The organism is Pseudomonas sp. HD6515, assembly GCF_024971855.1.
GTDB classification, from domain to species: Bacteria; Pseudomonadota; Gammaproteobacteria; order Pseudomonadales; family Pseudomonadaceae; genus Aquipseudomonas; species Aquipseudomonas alloputida.
On sequence record NZ_CP079827.1, the window covers coordinates 2,084,787 to 2,096,907 of the forward strand.

At 55.3% G+C, this 12,121-nt stretch carries 9 protein-coding genes and 1 pseudogene; 5 read left to right on the top strand and 5 right to left on the bottom strand.

What is annotated here, in order from left to right; all coding sequences use genetic code 11:
* Nucleotides 1-636: 636 nt before the first annotated feature.
* The 4 genes from KW568_RS09520 to KW568_RS09535 all read right to left on the bottom strand — a co-directional run bounded on the left by KW568_RS09520 (nt 637) and on the right by KW568_RS09535 (nt 5,931).
* Nucleotides 637-2,415: a hypothetical protein gene (locus KW568_RS09520; RefSeq protein WP_231115632.1), complete on the bottom strand. Its 1,779-nt coding sequence runs from the start codon at nt 2,413-2,415 to the stop codon at nt 637-639.
* 181 nt (nt 2,416-2,596) lie between these two features.
* The gene (locus KW568_RS09525) at nt 2,597-4,540 is read right to left on the bottom strand and encodes a hypothetical protein (protein WP_004575626.1); all 1,944 of its coding nucleotides are present in this window, start codon (nt 4,538-4,540) and stop codon (nt 2,597-2,599) included.
* Entirely contained in the window at nt 4,537-5,187 is a 651-nt protein-coding gene (locus KW568_RS09530) for a hypothetical protein (protein ID WP_004575625.1), read from the bottom strand. The genes KW568_RS09525 and KW568_RS09530 overlap by 4 nt, the downstream gene beginning before the upstream one ends.
* 270 nt (nt 5,188-5,457) lie before the next feature.
* The gene (locus tag KW568_RS09535; protein WP_310796040.1) at nt 5,458-5,931 is read right to left on the bottom strand and encodes a conjugal transfer nickase/helicase domain-containing protein; all 474 of its coding nucleotides are present in this window, start codon (nt 5,929-5,931) and stop codon (nt 5,458-5,460) included.
* Between the two features lie 61 nt (nt 5,932-5,992).
* On the opposite strand from KW568_RS09535, the gene tnpB reads away from it, so the two are divergent.
* Together tnpB and KW568_RS09545 are read left to right on the top strand one after the other, a co-directional pair.
* The gene (gene tnpB / locus KW568_RS09540; RefSeq protein WP_010954006.1) at nt 5,993-6,352 is read left to right on the top strand and encodes an IS66 family insertion sequence element accessory protein TnpB; all 360 of its coding nucleotides are present in this window, start codon (nt 5,993-5,995) and stop codon (nt 6,350-6,352) included.
* 18 nt (nt 6,353-6,370) lie between these two features.
* The gene (locus KW568_RS09545; protein WP_029885958.1) at nt 6,371-7,903 is read left to right on the top strand and encodes an IS66-like element ISPpu13 family transposase; all 1,533 of its coding nucleotides are present in this window, start codon (nt 6,371-6,373) and stop codon (nt 7,901-7,903) included.
* 44 nt (nt 7,904-7,947) lie between these two features.
* Here the strand turns inward: KW568_RS09545 and mobH are convergent.
* Nucleotides 7,948-9,219 (bottom strand): annotated as a pseudogene (mobH, locus tag KW568_RS09550) (MobH family relaxase); the annotation flags it as partial.
* Between the two features lie 223 nt (nt 9,220-9,442).
* Between mobH and KW568_RS09555 the strand changes: the two are divergent.
* The 3 genes from KW568_RS09555 to ltrA all read left to right on the top strand — a co-directional run bounded on the left by KW568_RS09555 (nt 9,443) and on the right by ltrA (nt 12,052).
* Nucleotides 9,443-9,637, top strand: coding sequence for a hypothetical protein (locus KW568_RS09555; protein WP_004575623.1), 195 nt, complete (start codon nt 9,443-9,445; stop codon nt 9,635-9,637).
* A gap of 124 nt (nt 9,638-9,761) precedes the next feature.
* Complete coding sequence (locus KW568_RS09560; RefSeq protein ID WP_004575622.1) at nt 9,762-10,127, top strand: histone-like nucleoid-structuring protein, MvaT/MvaU family; 366 nt, start codon at nt 9,762-9,764, stop codon at nt 10,125-10,127.
* A 503-nt stretch (nt 10,128-10,630) separates the two neighbouring features.
* Nucleotides 10,631-12,052, top strand: a complete 1,422-nt coding sequence (gene ltrA / locus KW568_RS09565) for a group II intron reverse transcriptase/maturase (RefSeq protein ID WP_004575621.1) — start codon at nt 10,631-10,633, stop codon at nt 12,050-12,052.
* The last annotated feature ends 69 nt before the right edge of the window (nt 12,053-12,121 follow it).

Below are 12,121 nucleotides of genomic sequence, written 5' to 3' on the forward strand. Positions count from 1 at the left end.
CTCTACGCTTCCGCCACTAATTTCCATTAAAGCCCTGATTTTTTCGGGGCTTTTTTGTGCCTAGACGTTTTTGGTCCCCCATCTGGTCCCCCATTTTGGAATTGGATTCAACGAGCGTTCTGCGGAACACGACGGACGGACAAGGCATAGTTTTTAGGCAAATGTGGGTGGCAGGAAGCTCCTACCTACACCTGCTCGGTGACAGTCGCATGCTTGTAGAAGGATTCTGCCTCGAATTGGTGATCAGCACTGTATCAATGCTGATGCGGACTCTTGTCTCTGGGCGAGACGTCCGCAGCATTGGTGAATCTAGAGCTGGGAGGGGCGTGACGACTATCAAGTCCAGGGTCACGGATGTCTTTCGTATCCAGCTCAAAGGGACTTGCTCATCGTCGATTTCAGCAGACGGTGAGTTCATCTCGGTGGCTTTAAGGCCTTGACGGTTAGGTACTACAATCGTGTGGTCGTTTCCGAATTTCTAGTGATCTGCGATTTATTTGTGAATGAGGATCCGGTTGGTTGCACCCCGCATAATGTCATGGGGTCATGAGGTGCCTATCATACACGCCTTTCATGAGTAGTCTTCAAATCGAAATAAATCGTACGAAACTACAGGCAAGGCGTTCTCGTGCGCCATTAGTCGACCTTTTTCTTTCTGGGTTTTGGAGTCTTCGATGACATCGAAGATGGAGAGGTGAGATTGCCGGGTACTCTGAAAATAATCAGGTGGCGCGCGACACTGCTGTTTATTGGCACTACGGCGTCGTACCAGATACATTCCTCAAGACTTGGTGGCGGGCCTATGCGATCCGCAATCTCCAGCACACCTAAAAATCCGAGTTTGACGTTTGTGTTCTGATAGCTGGCTGCTTGGTTGCAATAATCTCTCGCAGTAGTACGATCCACATGTCCATGATGGCGCTTTAACTCGATGACGAACCTATGTCCACCGAAGCCGGCGTAGAGATCCGCTCGGCCTGTCGCTATACCTTCTACCTCATCAAGTATTTCTCCATGGCGAAAGTTTCCAGATAACCATTGCCATAGGTCTTGTTGAAGGTGGAACTCTGTAGCATCTCGGTCACGCAAATATTTGCCCCGGTCCCGCAACTCTTTTGTTCCCCCATCTTGACGGCTTTTACAGAAAAGGATGATCTGAGCCAAAAGCTCATTGAAATGGAATTTTATTTCTCCTGAGTAGTCCCCGCAGGATGCGAGATTTGATGTGGCTTCCTGAAGAAGTCGCTGTATCACAGGATTGCTGAAATCGTGCGACGGATTGTAACGGTCCTCCAGCGCCGTTTCTAAAAGTTGCAACACATCGGAAGACCAATCAGAGGGAATCTCGGGGGGCCCGAGCAGCCGCTGCAGAATTGGGTAGCTCGCGTTAGCCGAATACTTTCCCAAAGTAATCCCTTTGGCCTCCATTTGGGTGATGCAGGCACGAAGGGCAAGTGCTGTATTCTTATGTTTTGGTTCCCACTCTGGCTCATCAAGTAGTTCGTCAAGATGCGCTAACTGTCCCCTTTCTCGTACGAAGCTGGCTTCTATCTTGGGACGAAGAAGCTGACCAAGCCCACCTCTTGTTCCGAAGCTGCGGTCAGCGTCAAAGACTTCCAGCAAATTTTCAATGACTGCGCCTGCTTTTAACCAGCTTGGACGCGTCAAATCTTTGCAAGCCTGTTGCACCGACCTAACTAACCGTATCCATTGAATTTCACGGTCAGCCCGTGGAAGCAGCCAATCCGGAAGGTACTGTTTATCTAATACCACCGCGCGGTCCTGAACGGCTCTGGCAAGAGCCTCCATACGTTCATTCATGAACGCCGCTTCTGCACTTGCGTGAAATCCTCTAATGATGTCTATGGCTGCTGTATAAGCAGCAGCGTCGGCTCGGTCTTCGTCTGCTGCTTGGGCGTCACGCAAATATACTCTTGCAACTTCGAGGTGCTGATTGATTTCTTCGAGGGATCCGGCATCCAACGCTTTGGATAGGTTAGCCAGTGCAAGTTCGAAGGCTGCTTCTCCCTCTACGCCGTCAACTTTTCTCAGCTCGTTCAGAGCGTTGATTAAGTCTGGCTCTTGCCAGGTACTAAACGCAGCGCCTGCTAGCTTCGTCGCATGCAATGCATATAGGCTGTTGATTTCTGGTTTAATGCAGGCCAGGATCTTGAGCGGGATAAATTTTGTGATACAGGAGGCCAGGGCAAGGCGGAACAGCGCCTCAAGTGCGTAGGCAGCTATAAGTGCCTGTTTATCATTATTCTGAGTTTCAATGCGTTGTTCCAGTATTGCGGCAAGACGTGCGCTGACTCGCAGGCGCACTGGGGGGGCGCAGATTACGATATCTGCCGCAGCACGAATTGCGCAAGGATCTTGGCAATTCGCAAAACCTTCAAGTAGCAGACTGTCCATCTCCATCGCCTCATCAGACAGCGCGCAGCATGCTAGTTCTGCGAGTACGTCAAGGAACGGAGATGCCACGAGCGACTTGGCCTGTGCCATCAGAACAGCCATCCCTCCCAGAGACTCAATCGTCAGTGGTGTGTCTGATGTTAGATGTCTCTCTATGATATCTAACAGACGGGGATGCTCGTTACCAGACATAGCCGCCTTCCGGCGCCACTCGGCATTGGCTTTCTCCTAAGGCATTGATTACAGCGGGCGCGTTCGCACTTGCAATGAATATCTGCAGTCCTTGCGTTTCATTAGCAACCCGTCGAAGTTCGGTCAAAAGTTTGGCGAGGTCCCCCTCGCTTGTTTCTTCGGATCCAGGGGAGTCGATGATCAATAGACCAGGATGACGCCCGACACCTAGGCTCTGGCCAACCCGTAGTAGTGCGATGGCCGTCGCAATGCGAAGCCTGAGGCGCTCACCAGGAGTCAGCTTACTAAACGGTGACTTCTGATTTCCTTTGCCTACAGTCATTTTTGCGTCGGATCCAAGCTCAATGGACTCGAGTCCCAGCGCACCAAACTCATTTGCCAGTCGAAGGATCTCCTGGTTGAGTTTAAACATCAGATCAACCTTGCCCCCATCAAAGGCTTTTCTTGCGGTTTTTAAAGCAATATCAATCAAACCGGCATCTTCGGGCAGCTTAGGCGCCTTAAGGGGAGTGTTATGTGCTTGGAGTTCTCCCTCCAGACGCGCTACGAGAATTTCGGCAGTCCGCTGTTGCTGATAGCTCAGACTGTTGCTCGCGTTTGTTAGAGCTTGTTGGGCAAGAGAGAGTTGATTCGACGCCGATTTGACCTTGGATTGAATATCCTTGTGGATCGCCTTCGCTGCTTGATAGGCAGCTTGCGAAGCTGCTGCCCGCGTCTCTGCTGCACTCAACCGTTCGGAGCTATCGTCTTGCTCGTCTAGGCTAATAGGCTCTGAGCACAACGAGCAACTCTGCTCTACACTTTCTCGCTTGATCCTTGTCTGTGGCACTGCTTTCTCACAACGAGGGCAGCAGCTAGGCTGTAAGCCTGTGAAGAAGGCTGTAGTGACTAGATGCTCTCGCAGGTCTCGAAGAGCTCGTTGGTCGTTATCTGATTCGCTTCTAAGTATTGCTAGCTCCGCCGTAGCTTGGGCTTCTGCTTGCTCAAGCTGTAGCGTCTGAGTGGTTATCTCCCTCGCGTCTTTAGTCAACTTATCTAGAACTTCTGCAGTAATGGCTGTGCTACTGAGGGAGGCGAGATCGCGACGGGCCTGCTCAAGCTGAGCTGAGATTCGCACTCTTGACTCTGTCGATTGATGATTTTGAGCGAGATGAGTTCGATTGGCATAAGCTAGTTGCTGCTCGATTTCCTTCTTGGCAGTACCTGCTTGCATCACGGTGCTCGCCCACGGTAAACCGATATACAGTTGGAGCATGCGTGCGGGTAGTCCCGCCATCAGCACGTCACCCAGAAGTGCCTTGTGGTCCCCGCCAAAGTAAAGCGCCCCGGATAGCGCTGGCCATCCATGGGAGACGGTGCTGCCGCCTTCATTGCTATCCTTTCGCGATGGAATCGACTGAAGATCAAAGGCGCTCATCATGAAGCGAGACATAGCTGCAGCAAACCCATCATCGCTGCTAAATCGGTCTATGGTGTCGGTGACTCCATTAGGCCGGGTGACTTTGAGCACCCCATTGGGCCTTTTATCTTTGACGTCGAACTCAATGATGTGGGGGCGATCATCAAGATTGAAGCTGAGTTTCACCCATGAAAGCCAACTGCGAACATCCTCCTGCAGGCCTTTCACCTCACCCCGTAGACACCAAAGGATGATTTCGAGGACGCTCGATTTGCCCACAAGATTGGACTTTCCAAGACTTCCGTGACTGGTGACGGCCCATACGCCAGGGCTTAAGTCTGTCCAGCTGAAATCGATAGCGCCTTCGACTTTTCCGACCTTTTGACCTTTGAATGCAATAGCCGTCACGCTTAGCTTTGGGGTCGGTCTGACGGGCCGATCTACGTAAACACCACGCTGCTGAAGGCGTGACTCTGCGTCTGTTACTGACAGTCCGGCGTCATTGGCGACTGTTTCAAGCCAACTCATGGTCATGCGGCATTTCCTTGCAAAAGAGCTTCCAATCGTTGACGTACGCGGTCCGTAATCGGTGCAATAATGTGCTTTAGTGCTGTGTCGGCGTACTCAGCCTGAAGATACTGGCGGTCCTTTAGTGCCTTACCTCCCGCACCACCGGCTATTCGGGCTACCACGCAGGCCCTATCTCTATACCAGGCGATCTCCTGAGACATGCCAGACAGCTCGTTCATTGCATTCCTACCTTTGAGTGTCAACAGGTAGATATGCTCTTGCACCTTACCGGGAATTCCGTGACGCTTGATTTTGATGAATTCGGCAGCGCGCAGAATTGATAGCGCGTTATCCAGCGGTTCAAAGGCGCCAAAGCGATAGCGGATCATCGGAACACGGCTCAAGTCCGGCTCGCGGGAATTAAGTATATTCTGCGCCAGAACTAATGACGCCGGATCACCACCTGCCTCGAACTCGGTGAGCAACTCGTTGGCAAGATAGTCAGGATTTCGCATCCAGAAATCTAGGGCCTGAAGACGCGATTGAGCACGCAGGGCTGCGACAATTTCGCTCCCCCAGGAGTCATCGGTGACGTCAGTGGACCCGGCGTCAATGCAAGCAAGCAGTCGTACGGCGCTCTGGCGATCGCTGGCTACGTGAATAGAACTCAACGGAAGGTGCCTCCCTATTACACCAGGCGCGTCAATGCGCAGATGATTTCTTGGCTAAGGTCTACTGCCTGGTGGCACATTAGCATGATTTTGTAGGGATCTGTCAGAATGGGGAGACTGAAGGATGATTTTGAAATTAGAACAGGCTGCAACCAGCTGTACCGACCGTTTGGCCCGGCCTTGCTCGTAAGAAACTATGCTCGCGATTTCCAGCAGGCAAAGACCATGGCACACGAGGGGCTCTGTTCTCGCCGTCTGGATGTTCAGAGTTCAGGGCATCAACGTCAAAAACGGATTATTGGCGGGGAGCTCACTCGAAATTGACCTGGCGTCGCGCAGCAAGTAGCCATTCAATGGGCTGGCTTTTCGGGGGCCTCTAACTCTGCAGATCCAAATATTCCGACCATTAGGCTTTCTCAGATGAACATCCAGCTTCTCAAATTGACGCTGTAGGCGTCGCCAGGCGTCGATTTGAGGATCTGCTTTGGTCAACACTGGGTGTTCGGCTACGTAGCGTTGGAAAATGCTTGGGGTGACCAGGAAAAAAGTGCCGTCCACGGTGTGGACCTTGGCTTTGCTGTCGTTGATCACCAAGCGATGACTGAGAACTCCTTTGCGCAGCCATTCGAGGAAGGCCAGCCCTTCGGCATCCTTGGGTGACGCAGTGGTGGATCGCAGGCCTCCAGCGCATGCTCCAGTCTCGACCTCGCTCGGTTCTTGGTAAGCGCTCCATGAACCCCACATTCAAAGCGCTTACCTGATCCTCGATGCTGTGCTCCCGATTTCTTTCTGGAGCTCGCCGACCATGATGCGACCCGACGCCAAAGTCGAAAAAGTGTACCTCTACCCCAAGCCTGTCGACTTTCGAAAATCCATCGATGGCCTGGCCGCATTGGTCGAACTCGATATCAAAGTGGCGGTGTTCGACCCAGTGCTTTTCGTCTTCCTCAACAAGCCGCGCAACCGCGTGAAGATCCTGTATTGGGAACGCAACGGCTTCTGCCTCTGGCTCAAACGCCTGGAGTCCGAACGTTTCAAAACTTCACCTGATCCGACTGACGTCGCCATTGTCCTGACCGTTCAGGAACTGAACTGGCTACTCGATGGCTTCGACCTCTGGCGCAACCGTCCGCATCAGGTTTTGACGCCTCGATACGTCGCCTGATTCGGTATAATCCGCGGCATGATTTCCATGCCCGAAAACCTCCCTGACGATCCTGTTCTGCTCAAGCAACTGCTTGAGCAGATGATCCACGAGCGCGCGTCCGACAAGGGCAAGATCGTTCATCTCGAAGAGGAAGTTGCGCTGTTGCGCCAGCGCTTGTTCGGGCGCAAGACCGAGCAGACTGGCGATACGGCGACACCACAGTTGCCACTCTTCGACGAAGCGGAAAGCCTGGCCGAGCCCTTGGATGAGGCTGACGACGAAGAAGTCGTTGCGCCAACCAAACGCCGTGGCAAGCGCAAGCCGCTGCCAGCTGATTTGCCGCGTATCGAAGTTGTCCACGAACTGCCCGAGCATGAACTGACCTGCGCTTGTGGCTGCCGTAAACATGCCATCGGTGAAGAAGTCAGCGAACAACTTGAAATCGTCCCGATGCAGATTCGCGTCATCAAACATGTTCGCAAGGTGTACGGCTGCCGGGACTGCGAGTCAGCGCCCGTAACGGCGGACAAGCCCGCCCAGATGATCGAGAAAAGCATGGCCAGCCCGAGTGTGCTGGCCATGCTGCTGACCACCAAATACGTAGACGGCTTGCCGCTTCACCGCTTCGAAAAAGTGCTGGGGCGTCACGGTATCGATATCCCGCGCCAGACCCTGGCACGCTGGGTGATTCAATGCAGCGAGCACTTTCAGCCGCTGCTGAATCTGATGCGCGAAAGCCTGTTGAACAGTCGGATCATCCACTGTGATGAAACACGTGTGCAGGTGTTGAAAGAGCCTGGTCGTGAGCCCAGCAGCCAATCCTGGATGTGGGTGCAAACCGGCGGCCCACCTGATCGCCCGGTGATCCTTTTCGACTACGCCACCAGCCGAGCGCAGGAGGTGCCGGTGCGCCTGCTGGACGGCTATCGCGGCTATGTCATGACCGACGACTACGCCGGTTACAACGCGCTGGCCGCACAGGACGGGCTGGAGCGATTGGGCTGCTGGGCGCACGCGCGCCGCAAGTTCGTCGAAGCGCAGAAAGTACAGCCCAAGGGCAAAACAGGACGCGCTGACATCGCATTGAACCTGATCAATAAGCTCTATGGCGTCGAGCGCGACTTGAAGGACAGTGACGACGAAGATCGTAAGGTTGCCCGCATGGAGCGCAGCCTGCCATTGCTGACTCAGCTGAAAAACTGGGTAGAGAAAACGCAACCTCAGGTCACGACGCAGAATGCCTTGGGCAAGGCCATCGGTTACTTGGCCAGCAACTGGAGCAAATTGGAACGCTACGTCGAGCACGGCTACTTGCCGATGGACAACAACGCGGCCGAGCGTGCGATCCGCCCGTTTGTCATCGGGAGAAAGAACTGGTTGTTCAGTGACACGCCCAAAGGTGCCACTGCCAGCGCACAACTTTACAGCTTGGTAGAAACGGCCAAAGCCAACGGCCAAGAACCCTATGCGTGGCTGCGCCACGCACTGGAACGCCTGCCGCAGGCGTGCTCAGTCGAAGACTACGAAGCGCTACTGCCATGGAATTGCACACCTCACATACACAGCTAGGTGCGCTGCCCATCTTTGGTTAGGTGGGGTTTATGGAGCGCTTACGGTTCTTGCAACATTTCCATAAAATCGTCGAGATAGTCGAAATCCTGATTCATGTGATTGGCAATTAGCTGTTTCTCTTCCGGGACTGGTTGCAGCTGATCCGGGGCCGACTCGCTGGTTTCACTAGTCGGCACGGGATCGTCCATCATCGATTTAACCGTGCCACTGAAACAGTCTGGCCGTGATTCATAGGCCCAAACCAGGCTCGGCTGCAGGCGGAGGAAGGTAAAGCGATGTTGCCAGTCACCGTCTACTACGGTGGCGTTCCACACGGCTTTCCCTTCCGGTGTTGCGTCGACCAATCCATGTGACTGCAGCTCATCGAACAAGGCGATGTTGGAGGAGGGAATGCCGTCCACCGATTGGGCCAGTAAGTAGGCACGCAGCTTGTCGGTAGCAGTTTTGCTGACCAACCACAGATGGTCCGGGGTGAGCCAGCCGGCAGCGCCAGGCTGGTTGAGCTTGAACTCGTTTTTGACCAGGTAGCGTAGCCCCATGAGCAGGTGATGCTGCAGCGAATATTTAGGTGCCTGCAGTGCTTTGGTGGGGTTGGCCCCGATGTTCTGTGCCGTGGATACCCGGTCTGCTTGCAGGACCAACTCCCCGAGTGTGCCGGCGTGCTCGTAGTGGTCGGCCAGCAAGGACAGCAATTGTCTCCACAATTCTGGGTAGCAGCTGAGCCAGTCGAGTAGGCCAGGCCTCAGGATCTGCATATACAGCAGCCCTGCGGCGGCACCGTGTAGTTGGTAATCCCGGTCGGGGTCGTAGCGGAAGCGGTAAGGCTGGTTCAGGGGGCCGTGCCAGGGGTGCCAGCGTTCACCATTCTGGAACTCCACCTGGAGATCGACGGCAATTTTACCCACGTCATGGAGCAGGGCGCCGTAGGCAATGGCGGCGCTCCAGGCATCAGCCTGCGCGGCCTGGTCTTCCGGTGCGGCACCACTGGGGAGCAGGTAGGACTGGCGCAGCTTCAGGCTGCACGCCACCAGCTCCAAGCCGTGGTCGAGCATGCCACCTGGATAGGCATGGTGATGGCTCTCACTGGCCGGTAGTTGCTGTACATAGGTGGCGTAGCGACGAATCGGTTCGAGGTAAAGTTGTTCGAACTGTAGCGGGGAGAGTGCTGTGTATTGCCAGATGCGCTCGAGCAGCCTTTTCCGGTGGCTGGCAGCGAGCAGTGATTCCGCCGACAGTGGTTGATGAAAGCCCTCGGCGGCGGGGGTGGTCTCTTCGGGAAGGCCTTTTTGCGGTTTGAACCACCAGCGTTTCATCGCAGTACCTGCCTTGCGTTCTAAAGGTCCTTTTGCCTTTTCGGATAAGCCTCTTACCCTTGCGCCCCCTTCCATTGACGCCATTACCCTTTACCGCCTTGGCCTTTTTCGCGAGTGCGATAATCCGAAGTCTGGCGCGTCGGGTTAGCCGGCCGATCGGCATAGCCGACCCTTTCGCGTGGGGGTAGACTGCCCGGCATCATATTTCTGAGCTGGGGCGCTGATGACGCTGAGTGATGCTGTATTGATCGTGCTGTTGGCGGACCGAATTCATGGCACAGATGCTGCCATTCGGTCTGCCGCCAAGCGCTGTGCGAAAAAGATGCCGCGCAGCCAGCGAGACATCATGTTCAAGATTGGCAACAGCGCGGCGCCTCGCGAAGTGGTGGCGCACCTCTGTCAGAACTTGGCTGACTGATTTGTCACAGAGTTCTGCAAGTAATGAGCATGAAATGACTCTTAGATTGGGAATTAATACTCGGATATCGAGTGTTCCTCAGTTACCATGCCTTCACATGTCTCATACCTAGGAAAGATTTCTCATGTCCAAACTTGCCGAATTCAAAGCACTGGAAGCGCAGCTGGCCGCACAACTTCAACAGCTGGATGCGATGAAAAACGATTCCGGCCTGAAGCAGGAAATCGAGTTTGAACAGAAGCTCAAGGCCTTGCTGGAAGAGTACGGCATGAGCCTGCGTCAGGTGATCACCATTCTGGATCCGTCCAAAGGCGTGAGCGTGAGTGCGGCTAGCGCGTCGAGCGGCGCTCAGCGCAAGCCGCGCGAGGTCAAGCGCTACAAGAACCCGCACAGCGGCGAGGTCGTGGAAACCAAGGGTGGCAATCACAAGATCCTCAAGCAGTGGAAGCAGGAACACGGCTCGGATACCGTCGAGAGCTGGCTGCAGTAATCGACTGCGCATTTTCAGTGGCCGATACTTGGCGCTGCAGGCAAAACAAAGGCCCCAAGCGGGGCCTTTTTGCTGGGTGCGCCAGGCATGGCGCGTTGCGCGTCAGCGCAACCCGCTTGGTTGTGGTGACCAGGCGGGTGACTTGGAGGTGGAAGTCCTCTACACACCCGGCAAGGGGAAGTGTTAGCCAGAGGCAAGGGTGTCGCGGGTGACTGCGAATCTGAAGGAAGCCCGAGGCAAAATGCTGGCCTGACGAACAGGAAGCGGATAGAGGCGGCACAGCGGGGTAAGGCGGCCCAAATCGTCGAAGCCCAATACTTGCACGGAACGCTGTGACGTAAATCCGACAGGCATAAGCAGGAAGGTCACGCGAATTACCCTGGGAGATCTGCACACCTGCCTTTGTGCTACCGAGCGTCGAGAGGCGACGGGATGGGCGTGCAGAAGTCAGCCGAGGCCGTAGTAAGTGGCGGTTAACCACGCTACCAAGGGCCGAACAGGTTATGCCGCCAGTAGGCGTCACTGTCTCGTTGGTAGCCGTAATGCAGAAATTTCCCACAGCGGAAACTATCATCCTGAGTCCCGGCCAGAAGCCGAGGATGATGCCTGACAGTGCAAAGGTATCGATGGCGTCAGTGGCGTGGACGAGCGCGGAGTCGGGCACGCTGATGGAGCGGGTGCTTGCACCGGCCAACCTCAGGCGTGCGTATCAACGCGTAGTCAGCAACAAGGGGGCGCCGGGTGCCGATGGCATGACGGTGGCCGACTTGGCGGGCCACGTGAAACAGTATTGGCCAACACTCAAGGCCAGGTTGATGGCCGGTGAATACCATCCTCAAGCAGTGCGAGCGGTTGAAATTCCCAAGCCGCAGGGCGGCACACGGCAACTGGGAATCCCCAGCGTCGTAGATCGCCTGATCCAGCAAGCCCTGCAGCAACAGCTTACGCCAATCTTCGATCCGCTGTTTTCGGACTACAGCTACGGCTTCCGTCCGGGCAGAAGCGCTCACCAAGCTGTCGAGATGGCCCGCGCTCATGTGGCGTCGGGGTATCGCTGGTGCGTGGAACTCGACCTGGAGAAGTTCTTCGATCGGGTCAACCACGACATCCTCATGGCTTGTATCGAGCGCCGTATCGGAGACAAGGGCGTGCTCAGGCTGATACGTCGCTATCTCGAAGCCGGTGTCATGTCGGGCGGTATCGTCAGTCCGCGGCAGGAGGGGACGCCGCAAGGCGGCCCGCTCTCGCCGTTGCTGTCGAACATCCTCCTGGATGAACTCGACCGCGAGTTGGAGCGACGGGGTCATCGCTTCGTACGCTACGCCGATGATGCGAGCATCTATGTTCGCAGTCCTCGGGCAGGCGAGCGGGTGTTGGCCAGCATCGAGCGCTTCCTGTGCCATCGTTTGAAATTGACGGTGAACCGGAAGAAGAGCCAAGTGGCAGAGGCCTGGAAGTGTGACTATTTGGGCTACGGGATGAGCAGGCACCAGCAACCAAGACTGCGCGTGGCAACGATGAGCCTGGGGCGCTTACGCGACCGACTCAGAATATTGCTGCGCAGTGTAAGGGCCCGCAAAGTGGCGACTGTCATCGAGCGAATCAACCCTGTCCTGCGAGGCTGGGCTGGCTATTTCAAGCTCAGCCAGAGCAAACGCCCGCTTGAGAAATTGGACGGCTGGGTCAGGCACAAACTTCGCTGCGTCATCTGGCGCCAATGGAAACGGCCCTCAACGAGGGCGCGCAACCTGATGCGCCTGGGCTTGGGCGAGGAACGTGCCTATAAATCGGCCTTCAATGGCCGAGGCCCGTGGTGGAATTCGGGGGCATCTCATGTGAATCAGGCGCTACCGAAGAAACTATGGGATAGACTCGGACTGGTCTCGATACTGGATACAATTAACCGGCTTAGCCGCATAACCTGAACCGCCGTGTACGGAACCGTACGCACGGTGGTGTGAGAGGACGGCGGCTGTGAAGCCGCCTCCTACTCG

Excerpts from the sequence above, each read along its gene's own strand:
- KW568_RS09520 (WP_231115632.1), bottom strand. The coding sequence starts at position 2,415 with ATGGACAGTCTGCTACTTGAAGGTTTTGCGAATTGCCAAGATCCTTGC.
- KW568_RS09525 (WP_004575626.1), bottom strand. The coding sequence starts at position 4,540 with ATGACCATGAGTTGGCTTGAAACAGTCGCCAATGACGCCGGACTGTCA.
- KW568_RS09535 (WP_310796040.1), bottom strand. The coding sequence starts at position 5,931 with ATGTGGGGTTCATGGAGCGCTTACCAAGAACCGAGCGAGGTCGAGACT.
- tnpB (WP_010954006.1), top strand. The coding sequence starts at position 5,993 with ATGATGCGACCCGACGCCAAAGTCGAAAAAGTGTACCTCTACCCCAAG.
- KW568_RS09545 (WP_029885958.1), top strand. The coding sequence starts at position 6,371 with ATGATTTCCATGCCCGAAAACCTCCCTGACGATCCTGTTCTGCTCAAG.
- KW568_RS09555 (WP_004575623.1), top strand. The coding sequence starts at position 9,443 with ATGACGCTGAGTGATGCTGTATTGATCGTGCTGTTGGCGGACCGAATT.
- KW568_RS09560 (WP_004575622.1), top strand. The coding sequence starts at position 9,762 with ATGTCCAAACTTGCCGAATTCAAAGCACTGGAAGCGCAGCTGGCCGCA.
- ltrA (WP_004575621.1), top strand. The coding sequence starts at position 10,631 with ATGCCGCCAGTAGGCGTCACTGTCTCGTTGGTAGCCGTAATGCAGAAA.